General features: G+C 74.2%; 11 protein-coding genes. 4 read left to right on the plus strand and 7 right to left on the minus strand.

Annotated elements, in window-relative coordinates; translation table 11 throughout:
- Window positions 1–57 precede the first annotated feature (57 nt).
- The 3 genes from treZ to glgX form a co-directional block, all read right to left on the minus strand.
- Window positions 58–1,791: a malto-oligosyltrehalose trehalohydrolase gene (gene treZ, locus ABT048_RS24285; RefSeq protein WP_350523572.1), complete on the minus strand. Its 1,734-nt coding sequence runs from the start codon at window positions 1,789–1,791 to the stop codon at window positions 58–60.
- Complete coding sequence (gene treY, locus ABT048_RS24290; protein WP_350523573.1) at window positions 1,791–4,331, minus strand: malto-oligosyltrehalose synthase; 2,541 nt, start codon at window positions 4,329–4,331, stop codon at window positions 1,791–1,793. The genes treZ and treY overlap by 1 nt, the downstream gene beginning before the upstream one ends.
- 119 nt (window positions 4,332–4,450) lie before the next feature.
- Complete coding sequence (gene glgX, locus ABT048_RS24295) at window positions 4,451–6,574, minus strand: glycogen debranching protein GlgX (RefSeq protein ID WP_350523574.1); 2,124 nt, start codon at window positions 6,572–6,574, stop codon at window positions 4,451–4,453.
- A gap of 482 nt (window positions 6,575–7,056) precedes the next feature.
- Here glgX and ABT048_RS24300 point away from each other — a divergent pair, with 482 nt between their 5' ends.
- The 3 genes from ABT048_RS24300 (at window position 7,057) to ABT048_RS24310 (ending at window position 10,244) form a co-directional block, all read left to right on the plus strand.
- Window positions 7,057–8,331: a DUF5919 domain-containing protein gene (locus ABT048_RS24300; protein WP_350523575.1), complete on the plus strand. Its 1,275-nt coding sequence runs from the start codon at window positions 7,057–7,059 to the stop codon at window positions 8,329–8,331.
- A 62-nt stretch (window positions 8,332–8,393) separates the two neighbouring features.
- Window positions 8,394–9,341, plus strand: a complete 948-nt coding sequence (locus tag ABT048_RS24305; RefSeq protein WP_350523576.1) for a GNAT family N-acetyltransferase — start codon at window positions 8,394–8,396, stop codon at window positions 9,339–9,341.
- A 201-nt stretch (window positions 9,342–9,542) separates the two neighbouring features.
- Complete coding sequence (locus ABT048_RS24310) at window positions 9,543–10,244, plus strand: exonuclease domain-containing protein (protein WP_350523577.1); 702 nt, start codon at window positions 9,543–9,545, stop codon at window positions 10,242–10,244.
- 164 nt (window positions 10,245–10,408) lie between these two features.
- Here the strand turns inward: ABT048_RS24310 and ABT048_RS24315 are convergent, their stop codons facing one another.
- The 4 genes from ABT048_RS24315 to ABT048_RS24330 all read right to left on the minus strand — a co-directional run bounded on the left by ABT048_RS24315 (window position 10,409) and on the right by ABT048_RS24330 (window position 15,907).
- On the minus strand, window positions 10,409–11,374 hold the full coding sequence (locus ABT048_RS24315) for a DUF1963 domain-containing protein (protein WP_350523578.1): 966 nt from the start codon (window positions 11,372–11,374) through the stop codon (window positions 10,409–10,411).
- A gap of 62 nt (window positions 11,375–11,436) precedes the next feature.
- Entirely contained in the window at window positions 11,437–12,483 is a 1,047-nt protein-coding gene (locus tag ABT048_RS24320; RefSeq protein WP_350523579.1) for a polysaccharide deacetylase family protein, read from the minus strand.
- Window positions 12,484–12,655: 172 nt separating this feature from the next.
- Window positions 12,656–13,549 carry a phosphotransferase enzyme family protein gene (locus tag ABT048_RS24325; protein WP_350523580.1) on the minus strand — a complete coding sequence of 298 codons (894 nt, stop codon included), beginning with the start codon at window positions 13,547–13,549 and terminating at the stop codon, window positions 12,656–12,658.
- A gap of 120 nt (window positions 13,550–13,669) precedes the next feature.
- Window positions 13,670–15,907 (minus strand): MMPL family transporter, encoded by a 2,238-nt coding sequence (locus tag ABT048_RS24330; RefSeq protein WP_502894073.1) that lies wholly within the window; start codon window positions 15,905–15,907, stop codon window positions 13,670–13,672.
- 583 nt (window positions 15,908–16,490) lie between these two features.
- On the opposite strand from ABT048_RS24330, the gene ABT048_RS24335 reads away from it, so the two are divergent.
- Entirely contained in the window at window positions 16,491–18,686 is a 2,196-nt protein-coding gene (locus ABT048_RS24335; RefSeq protein ID WP_350523582.1) for an MMPL family transporter, read from the plus strand.
- Window positions 18,687–18,760 lie beyond the last annotated feature (74 nt).

Raw genomic sequence — 18,760 nt, forward strand, 5'->3', positions numbered from 1 at the left:
AGCGCTCGCGCCGTGGGCGGCTGCGCTGCGACGCCCGGCACCGCGGCCGTCGGTGGATCAGCCGGTCAGGACCACGGCCACCGCGTCCGGTCCCACCCGCACGTCCGTGCCGGCCGGCGCCACCGGGCCGAAGGCCGCGACCACCTCGCGCCCGGCGGCCCCCAGCGGCACCGCGGCCTCGTCCGGCCCGAGGTTGACCGCGACCCGGTACGGCCCGCGGTGCACCACCAGCCACCCCGCCGCCTCGTCGAAGGCCGCCCGCACCGCGCCGAGGTCGGGGTCGGCGAACTCCGGTCGCTCCCGGCGCAGTCGGATCAACGTCCGGTACCAGGAGAGCAGTTCGGCGTGCGGGGCGCGCCGGGGCTCGGTCCAGTCGAGGACGGAGCGCAGCACGGTGGCGGGCTCCTGGGGGTCGGGGACGGCCTCGGCGGCCCAGCCGTGCTCGGTGAACTCCCGCCGCCGGCCCTGTCGGACGGCCTCGGCGAGGTCCGGGTCGGTGTGGTCGGTGAAGTACTGCCAGGGTGTCGCGGCGCCCCACTCCTCGCCCATGAACAGCATCGGGGTGAACGGCGAGGTGAGCACCAGGGCGGCGCCGCAGGCGAGTCGGCCGACGGGGAGCGTGGTGGAGATGCGGTCCCCGAGCGCCCGGTTGCCGACCTGGTCGTGGGTCTGCAGGTAGCCGAGCAGTCGGTGGCCCTCGGTGGTGGGGAACGGGCGTCCGTGGCTGCGGCCGCGGAAGGAGGACCAGGTGCCGTCGTGGAAGAACCCGCGGGTCAGCGCCTTGGCGACGGCGGCGAGCGGTTCGCGCGCGAAGTCCGCGTAGTAGCCCTGGGATTCACCGGTCAGCGCGCAGTGCAGGGCGTGGTGGAAGTCGTCGCTCCACTGGGCGGTGAGGCCCTGGCCGCCGGCCTCGGTCGGGGCGGTGGTGCGCGGGGTGTTGAGGTCGGACTCGGCGATCAGGAACAGCGGGCGGTTCGTGGTGACCGCCAACTTCCGTACCTCGCCTGAGAGTTCCTCCAGGAAGTGGACCGCGCGGTCGTCCGCGAGGGCGTGCACGGCGTCCAGCCGCAGGCCGTCGATGCGGTAGTCGCGCAGCCAGGCCAGTGCGCTGCCGATCAGGTACGCGCGCACCTCGTCCGAGCCGGGCGCGTCCAGGTTCACCGCGGAGCCCCACGGCGTGTGGTGCCGGTCGGTGAAGTACGGGCCGTACGCGGGGAGGTAGTTGCCGGACGGGCCGAGGTGGTTGTGCACGACGTCCAGCACCACGCCGAGGCCGTTGCGGTGGGCGGCGTCGACGAAGCGCTTGAGCCCCTCGGGCCCGCCGTAGGGCTCGTGGACGGCCCAGAGCGAGACCCCGTCGTAGCCCCAGCCGTGCCGGCCGGGGAACGGGCAGACCGGCATCAGCTCGACGAAGTCGACGCCCAACTCGACCAGGTGGTCCAGGTGTTCGGCGGCGGCCTCGAAGGTGCCGCGGGCGGTGAAGGTGCCGATGTGCAGCTCGTACAGCACCGCGCCGGGCAGCGCGCGGCCGCGCCAGCCGGTCCGCGACCAGCGGAACGCGGCGTGGTCCACCGGGCGGCTCGGGCCGTGCGGGCCGTGCGGCTGGCAGGCCGAGCGCGGGTCGGGCAGCGGCGGGCCGTCGTCGAGGCGGAAGGCGTAGTCGCCCGCCGGGGCCTGCCCGGACCACCAGCCGGCGCGGTCGGCGCAGCGGGCCAACTCGTGTTCCGTGCCGTCGACTTCGACGCGGACGCGGGAAGCGGCGTGGGGCGCCCACACCTCGTAGGCCGGCATCAGCCCCTCCTCGTCAGCAGCGCCACCGGGCTCCCGGCCAGCAGTTCGGCCACCGGCACCGGGGCCGCCGGGAAGCTCCGCAGGGTCAGCTCGTCCGTCCACGGCCCGCCCGGCGGCAGCTCCAGCACGGTGTCCCGCCAGCCGCCCGCCCGCTGCAGCCCGTACGGCAGCCGGGTGACGGCGGTGACGACGTCGTCGCCGCGGGCGAAGGCCAGCAGGTGGTCGCCGGCGGCGCCGGTGGCGGGCAGCGGCCGGTACGGGCCGAGCGGGCGGGAGCGGCGCAGGTGCAGGGCGGTGGTGGTGAGGTGCAGCTTCTCGCGGGCGAGGTCGCCGGGGCGCCGGGTGGCGGAGTCGGTGAGCCGCACGGCGAGCGCGCCGAGGTCCACCACGCCCCGGTTGTCCGGGTCCACCAGGGTGTACAGCGGCTCCTCGCTGCCCTGGTAGAGGTCGGGCACGCCCGGCACGGTGAGGTGCAGCAGGGCGGCGGCGAGGGTGTTGGAGCGGGCGTGCGGGGCGAGGGCGTGCACTCGGCCCTCGATCCGGGGGAGCAGCCCGGGGTTGCCGTAGGCGGCGCGGGCCCGCTCCTCCAGCGCCCGTTCGTAGCGCGGGTCGGGCTCGGTCCAGGAGGTGTGCAGCTTGGCCTCGCGGACGGCCTTGAGCAGGGCGGCGACCAGCCGGTCCGGGGTGATCGGCCAGGCGGCGACCAGGGTGTGCCAGAGCAGCCAGTCGGCGTCGCGGTCGAGGCCGGGGGCCGCCGGGCCGGCCGCGGTGGACCAGGCGGCGGCCTCGGCGGCCCAGGCGTGCGGCTGCTCGGCGAGGACGGCGAGCCGGGCGCGGGCGTCGGCGCTGCGCTTGGTGTCGTGGGTGGAGAGCACGGTCATGCCGTGCGGCCAGGTGCGCTCCTGGCGGCGGCACCAGTCGTGGAAGTCCGCCGGGCGCAGCCCGGGCCGGGCGGGCTCGCCGCCGACCTCGTTCAGGCCGGGCAACGCGTTCCAGCGGTAGAAGGCGGTGTCCTCGACGCCCTTGGCGGCCACCGCCGCGGCGGTCTGGGCGAAGCGGACGCAGAACTCGTCGTGGTCGGTGCCGCGGCCCAGCTCGCCGAGTGCCAGTGCGGCCACCAGGCGGTCGGTGGGGTCGGCGGAGCCGTCCAGGGCCGCGCGCACCTGCTGCCGGGAGGCCGCCGGGGGTGCCTCGCCGGGCCGCACGTAGGGCCGGTACGCCGGGTAGCCGGTGAGCAGCCGGGCGAGTGCGGCGCGCAGCTGCCAGGGCGCGTGGTCGGCGTGCGCGGGTTCGGCGGCGCCGATCCGCAGGGCGATCCGCACCAGCCGTTCGATCTCGGCGGCGAGCTCGCCGTCCGGCCCGGTCATGTCGGCCCGTCCGCGCCGGGCGGCGGCGAGTGCCGGGTGCGGGTCCTCGCAGAGGTCCCGGACCGGTCCGCCGCGCAGGAAGGACTCGTAGGCCCCGGCCAGCAGGCAGGCGCCCGCGTGGTCGGTGAGCACGCCGTCGATGCGGCGCAGCGCGTCGTAGCCGGTGGTGCCGGCGACCGGCCAGTCCTCGGGCAGCTGCTCCTCGCCGGTGAGGATCTTCTCGACCACGACGTACGCGCCGCCGGTGGTCCCCGACGCGCCGCCGGTGGTCCCCGACGCGCCGCCGGTGGTCCCCGACGCCCCGCCGGTGGTCCCCGACGCCCCGCCGGTGGCCGCTGCGAGTCGGCGCAGGTAGCCGCGCGGGTCGGCGAGCCCGTCCGGGTGGTCGATCCGGAAGCCGTCCAGGACGCCCTCGGCGTGCAGCCGCAGCAGCACGCCGTGGGTGGCGGCGAACACCTCGGGGTCCTCGACGCGCAGGGCGATCAGCTCGTTGACGGTGAAGAAGCGCCGGTAGTTGAGCTCCGTGCGGGCCAGGCGCCACCAGGCGAGCCGGTACCACTGGCGGGCGAGCAGCTCGGGCAGCGGCAGTGACTCGGTGCCGGGGCGCAGCGGCAGTTCGTGCCGGTGGTAGCGCAGGCTCCCGCCGTCCACGGTCAGCTGGTCCAGGACGGCGCCGAGCCGGTCGCCGAGCAGCGGCAGCAGGACCCGGCCGCGCCCGGGGTCGTCGGCGGGCCCGGGCTGGGCGGTCCAGTCGATGTCGAACCAGCGGGCGTACGGCGAGTCGGGCCCGTCGCGCAGCACCTGCCAGAGCGGGCGGTTGAGCCGTTCGGGGGCCGGTACGGCCATGTGGTTGGGCACCACGTCCGCGATCAGCCGCAGTCCGTGCCCGCGGGCGGCGGTGGCCAGCGCGCGCAGGGCCGGCTCGCCGCCGAGCTGCTCGCTGATCCGGGTGTGGTCGACGGTGTCGTAGCCGTGGGTGGAGCCGGGGACGGCTTCCAGCAGGGGGGACAGGTGCAGGTGGGAGACGCCGAGGGCGGCCAGGTAGGGCACGGCGGCGGTGGCGTCGTGGAGGGTGAAGCCGGGCTGGAGCTGGAGACGGTAGCTGGCGGTGGGGGTGCCGCCGGGAGGGACGGCGGCCGGGCGGGGCTGCGCGGGCTCGGCGGCGGAGGTCATAGCTCCATAGGTACCCGGGGGAGCCTGCCGCCAAGACCCGCTGTTGATCCGAACAGGTGACCGCCCCCCGGCCGCCCCCCAGTCGCCCCCCGGGCCGCCCCCGGTCGCCGGGCGGCCGGTCACGCCGGCCGCTGCAGCACCATCAGCGACCGGTCGGTGAGCCACAGCGTGTCCCCGGCCTTGACCCGCGCCCCGGTGCCCGGGGCGGGCAGCCGGGGCTGGGTGGTGTCGACCACGACCCGCCACTCCTGGCCGTGGTCGGCGGGCACGGTGAACTCCAGTGGTTCGAAGTGCGCGTTGAACATCAGCAGGAAGGAGTCGTCGACGATCCGCCCGCCGCGCCGGTCGGGTTCGGAGATCGCGTAGCCGTTGAGGAAGACGGTCAGCGACTTGGCGTAGCTGGCTCCCCAGTTGCGCTTGGTCATCTCCTCCCCGGTCGGGGTGAACCAGGCGATGTCGGTGAGGTCGTCGAACCCCCCGGAGGCGGACACCGGCCGGCCGTGGAAGAACCGGCGGCGGCGGAACACCGGGTGGTCGCGGCGCAGCCAGATCATTCCCTGGGTGAACTCCAGCAGCCGCGCCTGCGGCCCGTCGTCCTCGGGCCACTGCACCCAGGTGAGGTCGTTGTCCTGGCAGTAGGCGTTGTTGTTGCCCAGTTGGGTGCGGCCGAGTTCGTCGCCGTGCGAGAGCATCGGCACGCCCTGGGAGAGCATCAGGGTGGCGATGTAGTTGCGCTGCTGGCGTGCGCGCAGCTCCTCGACGGCCGGGTCGCCGGAGGGGCCCTCGACGCCGCAGTTCCAGGAGCGGTTGAAGGACTCGCCGTCGCGGTTGTCCTCGCCGTTGGCCTGGTTGCGCTTGTCGTTGTAGGAGACCAGGTCACGCAGGGTGAAGCCGTCGTGGCAGGTGACGAAGTTGATGGAGGCGATCGGGCGGCGGCCGTCGTCCTGGTAGAGGTCGGAGGAGCCGGTGAGGCGGGAGCCGAACTCGGCGAGGGTGGCGTTCTCGCCGCGCCACAGGTCGCGCACGGTGTCCCGGTACATGCCGTTCCACTCCGTCCACAGCGGGGGGAAGTTGCCGACCTGGTAGCCGCCCTCGCCGAGGTCCCAGGGTTCGGCGATCAGCTTGGCCTGGGAGACCACCGGGTCCTGCTGGACCAGGTCGAAGAAGGAGGAGAGCCGGTCGACCTCGTGGAACTGCCGGGCGAGGGTGGCGGCGAGGTCGAATCTGAAGCCGTCCACGTGCATCTCGGTGACCCAGTAGCGCAGCGAGTCCATGATCAGCTGGAGCACGTGCGGGCTGCGCATCAGCAGGCTGTTGCCGGTGCCGGTGGTGTCCTCGTAGAAGCGCTGGTCCTGGGCGAGGCGGTAGTAGGAGACGTTGTCCAGGCCGCGCAGCGAGAGGGTGGGGCCGAGGTGGTTGCCCTCGGCGGTGTGGTTGTAGACGACGTCCAGGATCACCTCGATGCCGGCCGCGTGCAGCGCCTTGACCATCGACTTGAACTCCTGCACCTGCTGGCCGCGGTCGCCGGTGGAGGAGTAGGAGGAGTGCGGCGCGAAGAAGCCGATCGTGTTGTAGCCCCAGTAGTTGGCCAGGCCGAGGTCGCGCAGCCGGTGGTCGCGGACGAACTGGTGCACCGGCATCAGCTCGATCGCGGTGACGCCGAGCTTGGCGAGGTGTTCGATCACCGCGGGGTGGGCGAGGCCGGCGTAGGTGCCGCGGATCTCCTCGGGGATGCCCGGGTGGAGCCGGGTGAGGCCCTTGACGTGGGCCTCGTAGATGACGGTGCGGTGGTAGTCGGTGCGCGGCGGGCGGTCGGTGCCCCAGTCGAAGTACGGGTTGATCACCACCGAGTGCATGGTGTGCGGGGCGGAGTCGAGGTCGTTGCGGCGCTCGGGTGCGCCGAAGTGGTAGCCGTAGACCGACTCGTCCCAGTCGATGTGCCCGCTCATCGCCTTGGCGTACGGGTCCAGGAGCAGCTTGGCGCTGTTGTGCCGCTGGCCGAGGCCCGGGTTGTACGGTCCGTGCACGCGGAAGCCGTAGCGCTGGCCGGGCTGGACGCCGGGGAGGTAGGCGTGCCGGACGAACGCGTCCGTCTCGCGCAGTTCGACGGCGGTCTCGGAGCCGTCCTCGGCGAGCAGGCACAGTTCGATGCGGTCGGCGCTCTCGGAGAACACGGCGAAGTTGGTGCCGGCTCCGTCGTAGGTGGCGCCGAGGGGGTAGGGCGTGCCGGGCCAGACCTGCATGGCTCCTCAACTTCCTTGCTGCATAAGCAAACTGACATGTAGTCCGACAATAAGTCCGACAGCCTGCCCGGACCCGGACGCTCTCCTGCCCGGCCGGGCGGCCGGGCATGTGCGGTGCTCGCGCGCCGTGACGCACGGCACAGCCCGCATACTTCCGGAGCCCTTCCCCGGTGGCCGGGAGAACCGGCCCGGGTTGGTCCGAACGAGTGTCCGGCGGGCATTCGTGTGAAGAGTGATGCCGGTGGGGCGCGCCCGTCGGGGCGCCGGTGCCGCCGTCGGTGCGGGCAAGAACGCGGGCCGGGCGGGCCCCGCGGCGCGGGCGGAGCCCCGCCGATCCGGCTGCGGTCGGCTCGCGGCGGGCAGTACCCTTGATCGTCCGGCCGCCCGGCGCCCCGCCGACAGTCCGTCAACAGGCTGATGGCGGTCCGTCAACGGTCCTCGCGCCCGCGGGGGCCGGCGGCAGCAACCAGATGAGGTGGCGCATGGTGTTCCCCGCCGGCGGCCGTGGCCCCGGGCCCGACGGCCCCGACCGGGGCGCGGCCCGCAGCGAGGCGCCCACGGTGGTCATGCGTCCCACCCTGACCGGCCGCACGCTGGTGCCCGCCCAGGGCGGCCCGGTCGAGATACCGGCACTGGCCTGGTCGGCCGGCGAGTGGGAGGACGCCTACCAGCGGGTGCGGCTGTCCGGCCGCGCCTACGTCTGGCTCAACCTGGTCGAGCAACGGCTGCGCTCCCTGGTGGACGAGGTGCTGCACCCGATCTACGCCCCCGCCCACGGCGAGGACTGGGTCACCGCGGCCGCCGGACCGGCCGGCGAGGAGTGGGCGCACCGGGCCGGGGCGGTGCGCGAGGTCAGCCGCCGCAAGGGCTACCTGCTCGACCCGGCCGACGACGACCCGCTGGTCTTCCTCACCCTGCCCCAGCTGCGTGAGCTGATGGTCCAGCACTGGCCGTGCTTCGAGCCGTACCTGGCCGACCGGCGCGAGATCGAGCTCGCGCTGGACGAGCTGGAGGTGGCCCGGCACGTGGTCTCCCGCAACCGGGTGCTCACCCAGACCGTCCTGGCGCAGACCGAGCGCGCCGCCGCCCGGCTGCTGGCCGTCCTGGACGGCGGCGCGGGCGGGGTGCCCGCCGACGTGGTGGAGTCCCTGGTGGCCGGCCGGTACGCGGACGTGGTCGCGGTGCACGCCGACCGGGTCCGACTGCAGCGCGACCTGCCGGTGGAGGACCTGCTGGACGGCGCCCGGCGACTGGACGCGCTCGGCATCGGCCTCGGCATGCTCTGCCAGAACTACACCGGCAAGCGCCTGGTGCGCCTCGCCGGGGAGGGCTGCCGGGTCCGGCTGCTCTTCCTCAACCCGGCGAGCAGCGCGGTGCGCCGCCGCGAACGCGAACTCGGCCTCAGCCGCAGCGAGTTGTCCCGCTCGATCGAGATGAACATCATGCACGTGCGGCGGGTCCGGGCCCGGCTGCGGGACCAGGGCGGCTTCGAGATCCGGGTGTTCGACGAGACCCCGCGCTTCACCGCCTACCTGGTCGAGGGCCCCCGGGCCACCGGCCAGGCGGGCGGCCGCCGGCAGGGCCGCGACCTCGGCGTCATCCAGCCCTACCTGCGCCGCTCCCGCGGCATGGAGTCCCCGGCGCTGGTGCTCCGCGGCGGCGCCGGCCAGCAGCCCGGCGGCACCGAACCGGGGCTGCTGGAGGTCTACCGCGAGGAGTTCGAGGGGGTCTGGGCGGACTCCCGGCCCGTGTCGTGAGGGCCGGACGCCCCGGGAAACCCCGTGGTCCCGGCGGCGGCGGGGCTGCCAGACTGCGGTCCGTGAACAGCCATCCCGCCTGGACCCTGGTACCCGCCGCCGTCGACGACCTCGAACGCATCACCGACCTCAAGGACCAGGTCATGCGCGCCGACCTGGAACGCCTCGGCCGCTGGGACCCGGACCGCTCCCGCCGGCGGGTGGCGGACTCCTTCTCCACCAGGTGGACGTCCGTGCTGCTGGTCGACGGCGCCTTCGCCGGCTCCGTCGCCGTCCGGCCCGACCCGCAGGGCGGCCGCCACCTGGAACTGTTCTACCTCGCCCCGCACCTGCAGGGCCGCGGGATCGGCGGCGCCGTGCTGCGCCGGCTCCTCGCCGAGGCCGACGCCGCCCGGGAGCCGGTGCGCCTGATCGTCCTCCAGGGCAGCGCCGCCCGGCGGCTCTACGAGCGGCACGGCTTCACCGTCGTCCACGAGGACCCGGTCGACGTCCACATGTACCGCCCGGCCCCCGAGCCCGCCCCCGTGACCACCCCGGACCAGGCGCTCACCCGGCTCCGGGACTGCGCCGCCCTGTGGAGCGGCGGGGCCGCCGACGGCCGGGTGGTGGTCGACGCGGCCTGCGAGGCCCTGGTCGTCGGGCTCGACGGTCCGGCCCTGCGCGAACTGGCCGCCTGCTCCTACCGCGAGGCCGCCACCGAACTCCACACCCTGCTGCCCGCGGCCATGGCCGAACAGGGCCTGGTCTTCCACCCCTTCGGCGGCGACGGCGCCGAGGAGGACGTCCTGCGGGCGCTCGCCGTGGCCTTCCTGAACGGGGAACTGACACCCCGGGAGCTGACCCGCGCCGCGCACCAGCGCTTCGGGCACGAGCTGGACGCGGCCGACCCGCTCTCCTGCCTCGACGACGAGTACGACACCCTGGCGTACAGCACGCGCAGCCGGGACGAGGTGGACGCCGACGTCCTCGCCGAGGCCCGCCGACTGGCCGGGACCGACCCGGCGCCGTAGCGATCCGCCGGTGCCTGCCGGTGCCTGCCGGTGCCTGCCGGTGCCCCTGGGATCCCGGGCGTTCGGGGCGCCGCCGACCGGCTCGACCGCACCCGTTCCGGCCCGTCCGCGACGCCGGCGGGCCGACCCGTGGGCCGGGTTGTCGGTGGGGCGGGTGATGATGGGGGCTGTTTCGAGAGACAGGACGGAAGGACACACCTGATGAGCTGGTGGCAGCAGCCACTGGTCGGCTTCGACCTGGAGACCACGGGCACCGACCCGGCCGTGGACCGCATCGTCACGGCCGCGCTCGTGGACACGGTCGGGGCCGCCCGGGTGGGGGCCGCGCACTGGCTGCTCGACCCCGGGGTGCCGATACCCGCCGAGGCGGAGGCGATCCACGGGATCGGGGACGCGGTGGCGCGGGGCAAGGGGCGGCCGGCGAAGGAAGCGGTGGAGGAGATAGCCGCCGCGCTGTGCGAGCGGATAGCCGCCGGGAGACCGGTGGTGGCGTTCAACGCGCCGTTCGACCTGTCGCTGCTCGACGCCGAGCTGCGCCGGTACGGACTGGCGACGCTCGCGGAGCGCCTCGGCGGGCCGGTCGGGCCGGTGCTGGACGCGCTGGTGATCGACCGCGCCGTGGACAAGTACCGCAAGGGCTCGCGCACCCTGCAGCGGGTCTGCGAGGTGTACGGGGTGGAACTGACGGACGCCCACGAGGCGGGCAGCGACGCGCTGGCCGCCGTCCGGGTCGCCGTCGCACTGGCCGGGCGCTACCCGGCCGAGGTGGGGGCGGTCGCTCCGGCCGAGCTGCACCGCCGGCAGATCGACTGGTACCGGACGTGGGCGGAGGGCCTGCAGGCCTGGCTGCGCCGCGGCAAGGACCCGCAGGCGGTGGTCGACCCGCGCTGGCCCGCCCGCTAGCCGCGCGAGCCCGGCCACCGGCCCGATGGCCGCCCGCCCCGTACGCCCCGCCCCGGGCCCGGAGGGCGGCCCCGGGCAGGTCCACCGGCTCGACCACACCTGAGGGGGCCCGGCCGGCCGACGGCCGGGCCGACCCGCCGGGTCCGACCGGGGCCCCGCCGGGGCTACTGCAGGTCCAGCCCCACCGGGTGCGCGAGGTCCACCGGGCAGACGAACACGTGCAGTTCGCCGAAGCGCCCGACGGACAGGTCCGGGTCTCCGCCGCTGTCCACGGTGAGCAGGTGGACCATCCGGGCGCCGCAGCCGCAGTCGATCGGGATCAGGTCGGTGGAGTGCCAGGACGGCCAGCCGCCGAGCTTCCAGCCGTCCGCGCAGGACAGCGCGCGGTGGTACTCCAGTTCGTGCCGCTGCGCGAACTCCTCTGCGGCGTCGTGGAGTTCACCGGGCAGCTCGTCCTGGTCGGGCAGGTCGAGGACCTGCTCGGGGCGCAGCGCGCAGGGCGTCGGCAGGTAGTACTCGTCGCTGCGCCGGGGTGCCGGCGGGGTGACCGGGGAGAGGTCGGCGGCGCGCTGCCAGTGCAGTTCGACGTTCGGGCCGTAGTAGAAGCGCTGGCCCTGGATGTCGTCGTGGTCGTTGGGGCACCAGAGCACCTGCAGCCGGTCGGTGCCCTCCGGCCAGGGCAGGTGCGGGGCGTCCTCGGCGCGGATGTGTGCCAGCGGTACCAGGGCCGTGCCGGCCGCGGGCCGTTCGGCGACCTTGCGGTGGAGGCGCCAGTTCGTGAGGTCGAGGGAGCCGGCGCCGGCCATGATCCGGCGCTGCTCGGCGGCTTCCTCGGAGGTGAGGACGTGCGGGTCGCCGCCGGCCCGGGCCCGCTCGTGCAGCGCGCGGTCGATGCCCTCCCAGATCGCGCGGTCGGCCGGGGAGACGTCCTGGTAGTCGTCGTCCAGGTGCTTGGCCGTGCAGTGCGGCCAGGGCTCGCCGGCCGGCCACAGAGCCGGGCCGCCGATCCGGCTCGCCGCCGGTTCGGGTGTCGCGGCGTACGGGTGGAGCAGCGTGGCGGGCCGCAGGTAGGGAGCCAGTCCCGGTACGGCGGCGACGAGTTCGGCGGGGGTGGGGCTGCTGTCGGTCACGCCGCACACCCTAGGGCCCGTCTTCGAAGCCCCGCCTGTGGGGGGCGACGCCGGGAACTGCGTTACTGCGCCGGGAAGTCGAAGGTGTAGCCCTGGGCGACCAGCCAGGGCAGCAGCTGCTTGAGCGCGGCCACGGTCTGGCTGCGGTCGCCGCCGCCGTCGTGCATCAGGATGATGCCGCCCGGCTTGAGCTGCTTCTGGACGGTGGCGACGATGGCCGGCACGCCGGGGCGGGACCAGTCGCGCGGGTCGACGGACCAGCCGAGCGAGGACATCCCGAGGCCCGCGGTGATGTGCTCGTTGTCGGCGTTGAAGCCGCCGCCCGGGGCGCGGAACCAGTCGACCCGGGTGCCCGGGCCACCGGCCTGGACGATCATGTCGCGGGCCGCGCCGATCTCGTACGCGGCCTTGTCGTGCGGGAGCTTCGCGAACGGCTGCGGGTGGTGGACGCTGTGGTCGCAGAGCCGGTGCCCGGCGGCCAGGACGCGCTTGACCAGGGCCGGGTTGGCGGCGGCGTTCTGGCCGATCTCGCAGAAGGTGGCCTTGGCGTGGTACTGGGCGAGCAGGTCGAGGATCTGGCCGGTCGCGGGGCCGGGGCCGTCGTCGAAGGTGAGGGCGACGGTGCGGCCGCCGGAGGCGGTGGAGCCGATCACGGTGCCCGCCCCGGGGTGCTCGGGCGGCGCGGCGGGGGAGGAGGACGCGGCGGGGGAGGAGGATGCGGCGGGCGAGGCCGGCACCGCGGGCGCGGCCGGGGAGGCGGGGGCGGAGGAGTCCCCCGGTCGGGGCGTGCGCGGCTTCACCGGGACGGCCGGAGCGGCCGACGACGAGGACGCGGCCGACGACGAGGACGCCGCGGACCCGGAGGCGCCCGCGGCCGGCGGTATCCCGTCGGAGCCGGGCGTCGGGGCGATGGTGGCCGCCGCCGTTCCGCTCGGGTGCGCGGCGACCGGCGGCTGGGCGGCGGTGCTCGGCGACTGCAGCGCGCCGCTGGCGGTCCCGCACGCGGCGAGCCCCAGCACGGCGGCCAGCCCGATGCAGCCCGCGATCAGTCGGCGCCCGGAGCGGGAGGGGAGGGTCGGAGCGGAGGGGCGGCGGGCGGTCCGGTGCATGGCGGCGGCTCCTGAGGTACGAGTACGGTGCCGATCCCTCGGGTCAGGATGACTGTCCGGTAGGACGCCGAGCCTACGTGCCGTGGTTGCGCGCCGGACCGCCTCCGCCCGGGACTCTTCTCACACCCGCCCCGGTTGGCACCCGGCCGCGGATCGGGGTAGCGCCCCGCCGTCAGAACGGGTACCAGCGCACCCCGGTGGCACCGTCCCGCAGGGAGTCGACCCGCCGCCGGAACTCGGCCAGGGCGGCCGGGTTGCTCGCGGCCTGCTGCGCGACCCAGGAGGCGCTGGCGGTCTCGCGGGCGCCGCGCAGCACCGTGAAGCCGGGCCACTCGCGCACGTCCCAGCCGTACGCCTCGGTGAACGCCCGGTACTCCTCGCCGGGCACGCCGTAGCGGTCGTGGGCGAGGGCGAGGACCACCAGGTCGTGCTCCCGCAGGTCGTTCGCGACGAATTCGAGGTCGAGCAGCACCGGTCCGTCCGGGCCGACGTGGACGTTGCGCGGCAGCGCGTCGCCGTGGATCACGCCGGGGTGCAGCCGGGGGACGAGGTCGGGCAGGGCGGCCTCGAAGGCGTCCCGGCGGTGGCGCAGGAAGGCGACGTCCGCGGGGTCGACGTGGCCCTCGGCGGAGGCCAGCCAGCGTTCGACCGGGGCCAGCAGGTCGCGCCGGCCGAGCGGCACGGGCGGTACCGGCAGCCGGTGCAGGGTGCGCAGCAGCGGGGCGAGGTCGACCGGGCGGGCGGGGCGGACGGCGGGTGCGAGCCGGTGCCAGAAGGTGACGGGGTGCCCGTCGGCGAGCTGGGGTTCGGGCGCCACCGCGTCGTACGGGCGCACCACCGGGACGCCCTGTCCGGCCAGCCAGTGGGCGACGGTGAGCTCGCGGTGCGCCCGGTCGTACAGCTCGGGGCCGCGGCCGACCTTGGCGACCACGGCCGGGTCGCCGAGGTCGAAGACGGCGTTCTCGCCGAGTGCGAGCAGCCGGGCGTCGCCGGGGCCGGGAAGTCCGGCGGACTCGCAGGCGTGGGCGAGCAGCAGCCGGGCGCGGCCCTCGTCGAAGGGGATCATGACTGGGCTCCGTTCCGGCGGTGTTCACCCGGGGGACCCGGGACGGTGATCATCATGACGCACCGACGCCGGGCCCCGCGCGTTGCGGGGCCCGGCGTGGTGCGCGTCACCGGCGGCGGCTCAGACCCCGACCCGCCGGTGCCGGGCGGCGCCGTCCGCGGGGGCGGCGGGCCGGGGGTGCGGGGCGTTCGCGGCGCCGGGCGGCGGCACGGTCTCGCCGTGCGACAGGTCCGGCAGCCAGTTCAGCCAGCGCGGCAGGTACCAGTTGCGCTCGCCGAGCAGGCTCATCACCGAGGGCAGCAGCACGGCGCGGATCACGGTGGCGTCGATCAGGACGGCGACCGCCAGGCCGACGCCCATCTGCTTCATGGCCTGCATGGACAGGGTGCCGAAGACCGCGAACACCGCCACCATGATCACCGCGGCGCTGGTGACGACCCCGGCGGTGGAGCGGATGCCGTGGGCGATCGCGGCGCGGGTCGGCAGCCCGCGGTCGTGGCCCTCCTTGATCCGGGAGACCACGAAGACGTGGTAGTCCATCGAGAGCCCGAAGAGGATCACGAAGAGGAACAGCGGCACCCAGGACTCCACGGCGCCGACGCCGGCGGTGCCCAGCAGCGAGGCGCCGACGCCGTGCTGGAAGACCAGCGTCAGCACCCCGTACGCGGCGCCCACCGACAGCAGGTTGAGCACGACGGCGGTGAGGGCCACGGCCGGCGAGCGGAAGGAGGTGAGCATCAGCAGGAAGGCGAAGGCGATGACGAAGCCGAAGACCAGCGGCATCGAGCCGGTCATCCTGGCGTTGAAGTCGTACGACCCGGCGGTGTGTCCGGTGACGGGGGCCTCGGTGCCGGGCACCCTGAGGACGGTCGAGGGCACCAGGTCCTCGCGCAGGGTCCTCAGCGCGTCGTTGCTGGTGGCGTCGTTGCCGGTGCCGTCGAGCGGGATGTCGACGGTGGCGACGTTCTCGGCGGGGTGCACGGCGACCTCGACCGGGCCGTGCATCCGCCCACTGGACAGTGCCCTCGCCTTGAGGTCGGCGATCGCGGCGGTCATCGCGGGGGAGTCGATGTCGGCGGCCTTGATGACGACGGTGGCCGGGGCGGGGCTGCCGGGGAAGGCGGCCTCGATCTTCTGGGAGGCGGCGACGAGGGCGTTGCCCGCTGGCAGCTGCTGCCGGAAGGTCAGGTTGGCGGTGTGCATGGTGAGCAGCGGTGCGGCCAGGGCGAGCAGGAAGGCCCCGGCGAGCAGGGTGGACGCCAGCGGGCGGCTCAGCACCGGAGTGAGCACCGCGTTCCAGAACCGTCCGCCGGTCCGTTCCGCGTCCGGTCGGCGGAGCCGGGCGAGGAGGGGCACCCGCCCCTTGTCGACCCGGTCGCCGAGCATCGACAGCAGGGCGGGCAGCACGGTCAGCGAACCGAGCACGGCGGTGACCACGACCAGGATGGTGGCGAAGGCCATCGCCCGGAAGTCGGCGATCCCGGTGAGGAACATGCCGGCCATGGCGACCACCACGGTGACGCCGGAGACGAGCACGGCCCGGCCGCTGGTGGCGGCGGCCACGGTCAGTGCGGTGTGCGCGTCGCGCCCGGCGGCCCGTTCCTCGCGCTCGCGGCGCAGGTAGAACAGGCAGTAGTCGACGCCGACGGCGAGGCCGACCAGCAGCATCACCGAGCTGGCGTCGTCGCTGGTGTGCAGCAGGCCGCTGCCGAGCGCGACCAGCCCGGCGGCCGCGACGAAGGCGGTCAGCGCGAGCACCACCGGCAGCACGGCGGCGACCAGCGCCCCGAAGGCGATCAGCAGGATGCCGAGGGCGAGCGGGACGGCCGTCCACTCGGCGCGGGAGAAGTCGTTCTTGAACTGGTCCTGGATCCACTTGCCGGAGCTGGCGTCGCCGAGCTCGGCCACGGTCAGGCCGGGGTTCTGCCGCTGCACGCCGGCCACCGCGTCCATCACCGCCCCGACGTTCGCGACCGCCTCGTCCCGGTCGCCCTTGAGCGTGACCAGGACGAGCGCGGAGTGGCCGTCCGGGGAGACGGCCTTGGTGTCGTACGGCGAGCGGATCCCGGCGGCCTTGCCGGTGCCGTCGACGGCGGAGACGACCTGGTCGACGGCGGCGCGGAAGTCGGGGTCGTCGGCGCTGCGGGTGACGCTCTGGACCAGGACGGTCTCGCTCGCCGGGCTCGTCAGGCCGGCCTCGTCGAGGATCTTCGCGGCCCGGGAGACCTGCCCGGGCATCGACTCGGCCTCGGTCACCTTGGTGCTGCCGTGCATGCCGCCGAGCACCGCGGCGAGCACGACGAAGAGCAGCCAGCCGAAGACGGCGGTCTTCCGGTGCCGGGCGCTCCAGACGCCCATCGTGGCGGCGATGCCGAGTCCGGCCTGGGTGGGTCGGGACTGCACGGGTTTCACGGAGGTTCCCCCTGGGAGAGCGGCGGTTCGTCGCCGGTCGTGAGCGGCGGTGGCCCTGGTCGTCCGAACCGCCTTGTGCTGCAGGCCGGTTGCGGATCCGGCGTCGCAACCGACAGTAGGGAAGGCGGGGTTGGGCGGGAATCGGGCTGGCGGGTGAGCCTGCCCTGGGGTCTGCCTCGGGGGGAGGGGTGGGGTTTTCCCTACCCCCCGACCCCGAGAACTCCACCTGGGGGTAGGGGATCCGGCTCCACCCTGAGGGGGAGGTGACTCCACCCGGAGCACGAGGTCAACGGGTCCGTGCTCGGGGGAAACTGGGTCGGGGCCGTTTCGGGGCGGTCCCGCACGGGGGTTGGAATACGGGGGCTCCTTGCCGGGCGGCAAGCCAGTGCTCGTACGATGATGCCCCACGTCACTTACCTGCCGACCGGCAAGGGCCTGCATCCCGTGCAGGCCCGGACCGGTCCTGCCGTCGCCCAGCGTCCCGTCCCCCAAGGGCTGCGGTGAACCATGCCCAGGAGGCATCACGAGCATGTTCCACCGACTAGGACACTTCGTCGTTCGTCGCGCGTGGTGGGTGATCGCGGCGTGGATCGTCGCGATGATCGCCATCGTCGGCTCCGCGCCGAAGGTCACCTCGCAGACGGACGAGTCCGCATTCCTGCCCAAGCACTACGAGTCCATCCAGGCCGCGCAGCTCCAGGAGCACGCGTTCCCGGCGAGCTTCACCCCGTCCGCGCTGCTGCTCTTCGAGCGCAACGACGGCCAGGCGCTGACCACCGCCGACCAGGCCTCGATGGACAAGATCGTCAACGGTCTCACCGACGCGAAGATCCCCGCCGTCGAGAAGATCCTGCCGGTCGACCCCAAGACCTCGAAGTCCAAGGACGGCAAGTACGCGCTGTCCATGGTCGGCATCGACAAGAACAAGATGGAGAGCCAGGAGTTCCCCGACGCGGCCAAGAAGCTGCGCGAGGAGGGCACCAAGCTGGCCGACGGCAGTGGCCTGAAGTTCCAGGTCGGCGGCCAGGCCGCCAGTAGCCTGGACCAGAAGGACGCCTCCGGCGCCACCGACATGATCGTCATGCTCGGCAGCCTGGTGCTCGTCATCCTGATCGTCGGCATCATCTTCCGCAGCATCCTGGCCGGCATCCTGCCGGTCCTGCTCTCGCTGGTCATCGCGATGCCGGTGGCCAACGGCCTGATCGCCGACGCGATCAAGGTGTTCGACCTGAAGTCCTCCCCGATGACCTCGGCGATCCTGATCATCGTCGTGCTCGGCGTCGGCACGGACTACTTCCTCTTCCTGTCCTTCCGCTACCGCGAGCGGCTGCGCCTGGGCGAGGACCGCAAGACGGCCGTGGCCAACGCCGTCGGCCGGGTCGGCGAGGCGATCGCCTCCGCCGCCGGTGCGGTCGCCGTCGCCTTCGCCGTGCTGATCCTCTCCAGCCTGGGCATGTTCACCGCGCTCGGCCCGGCGCTGGCCATCGCGGTCGTCGCGACCGCCCTGGTCTCGCTGACCCTGGCGCCGGCCGTGCTCGCCGTCATCCCGTCCCGGGCCGTGTTCTGGCCCGGCAAGAAGTGGATGCAGGAGCCGCAGAACGCCCGCTTCGCCGCGCTCGGCCGGATGACCGGCAAGAAGCCCGGCCTGGTCGCCCTGGTCTCCGGCGGCATCCTGCTGCTGCTGACCCTGGCCGGCGTCAACTACAACGGCACCTACGACCTGGCCGGCAGCTCCATGCCCAAGGGCAAGGAGTCGATGGTCGTCCAGGACAAGCTGATGACCGCCTTCTCGGCCGGCACCGCCGACCCGAGCCACGTCTTCCTGACCAGCACCAACGGCTCCAAGCTCAGCGAGTCCACGCTCAACGACTTCGCCGGCAAGCTCCAGGGCGTGCCCGGGGTGGCCTCCGTCGTCACGCCGAGCAGCGAGAACAAGGCGATCAGCGCCGACGGCACCACCGGTGACTTCACCGTGATGCTCAGCGACGCGCCGGCCTCCAACAAGGCCATCGACACCATCGCGAAGGTCCGCGACACCGCCCACGCCTCGGCCCCGGTCGACAGCAAGGCGCTGGTCGGCGGCATCACCTCGGTGTACAAGGACATCAACACCGCGATGGCGCACGACTACACGCTGGTCTTCCCGATCGCGGCCCTGCTCATCATGATCATCCTGGGTCTGCAGCTGCGCAGCGTGGTCGCGCCCTGGTACCTGATGGCCTCGGTCGGCCTCGGCTTCGGCGGCACCCTCGGTGCCACCACCGTGGTGTTCCAGAACATCAAGGGCGAGCAGGGCCTGATGTTCATGCTGCCGATCTTCATCTACCTCTTCGTGGTGGCGATCGGCACCGACTACAACATCCTGATCATCGCCCGCCTCCGCGAGGAGGCCCGCGAGGGCCGGACCCCGCGCGAGGCGGCCCGCGAGGCCGTCAAGCACGGCGGCCCGACCGTCGCGGCGGCCGGCTTCATCCTGGCGGCGTCGTTCGCGACCTTCATGCTCGCGGGCAACGTGCTCTTCATGGAGCTCGGCTTCTCGCTGGCCTTCGGCATCGTGCTGGCGGCCTTCGTGATGGCGATGTTCTTCACCCCGGCGCTCACCGCGCTGCTCGGCCACCGCGCCTGGTGGCCCGGCCACGCCGACAGCCCCGGTCACGGCCACGGCGGCGGTCCGGCCCCGCTGGCGGGCACGCACGGCGTGCCGGAGCCGGCCGGGCGGCGCTGACCGCAGGCCCACCCCGGGCCGACTGGGCCGATCCCGGGTCGGTCGGCGGGCCGACCCGGACCGATCCACAGGCG

This window comes from Kitasatospora sp. NPDC096140 (assembly GCF_040303045.1).
Classification (GTDB): Bacteria; Actinomycetota; Actinomycetes; order Streptomycetales; family Streptomycetaceae; genus Kitasatospora.

Excerpts from the sequence above, each read along its gene's own strand:
- treZ (WP_350523572.1), bottom strand. The coding sequence starts at position 1,791 with ATGCCGGCCTACGAGGTGTGGGCGCCCCACGCCGCTTCCCGCGTCCGC.
- treY (WP_350523573.1), bottom strand. The coding sequence starts at position 4,331 with ATGACCTCCGCCGCCGAGCCCGCGCAGCCCCGCCCGGCCGCCGTCCCT.
- glgX (WP_350523574.1), bottom strand. The coding sequence starts at position 6,574 with ATGCAGGTCTGGCCCGGCACGCCCTACCCCCTCGGCGCCACCTACGAC.
- ABT048_RS24300 (WP_350523575.1), top strand. The coding sequence starts at position 7,057 with ATGGTGTTCCCCGCCGGCGGCCGTGGCCCCGGGCCCGACGGCCCCGAC.
- ABT048_RS24310 (WP_350523577.1), top strand. The coding sequence starts at position 9,543 with ATGAGCTGGTGGCAGCAGCCACTGGTCGGCTTCGACCTGGAGACCACG.
- ABT048_RS24320 (WP_350523579.1), bottom strand. The coding sequence starts at position 12,483 with ATGCACCGGACCGCCCGCCGCCCCTCCGCTCCGACCCTCCCCTCCCGC.
- ABT048_RS24325 (WP_350523580.1), bottom strand. The coding sequence starts at position 13,549 with ATGATCCCCTTCGACGAGGGCCGCGCCCGGCTGCTGCTCGCCCACGCC.
- ABT048_RS24330 (WP_502894073.1), bottom strand. The coding sequence starts at position 15,907 with ATGGGCGTCTGGAGCGCCCGGCACCGGAAGACCGCCGTCTTCGGCTGG.
- ABT048_RS24335 (WP_350523582.1), top strand. The coding sequence starts at position 16,491 with ATGTTCCACCGACTAGGACACTTCGTCGTTCGTCGCGCGTGGTGGGTG.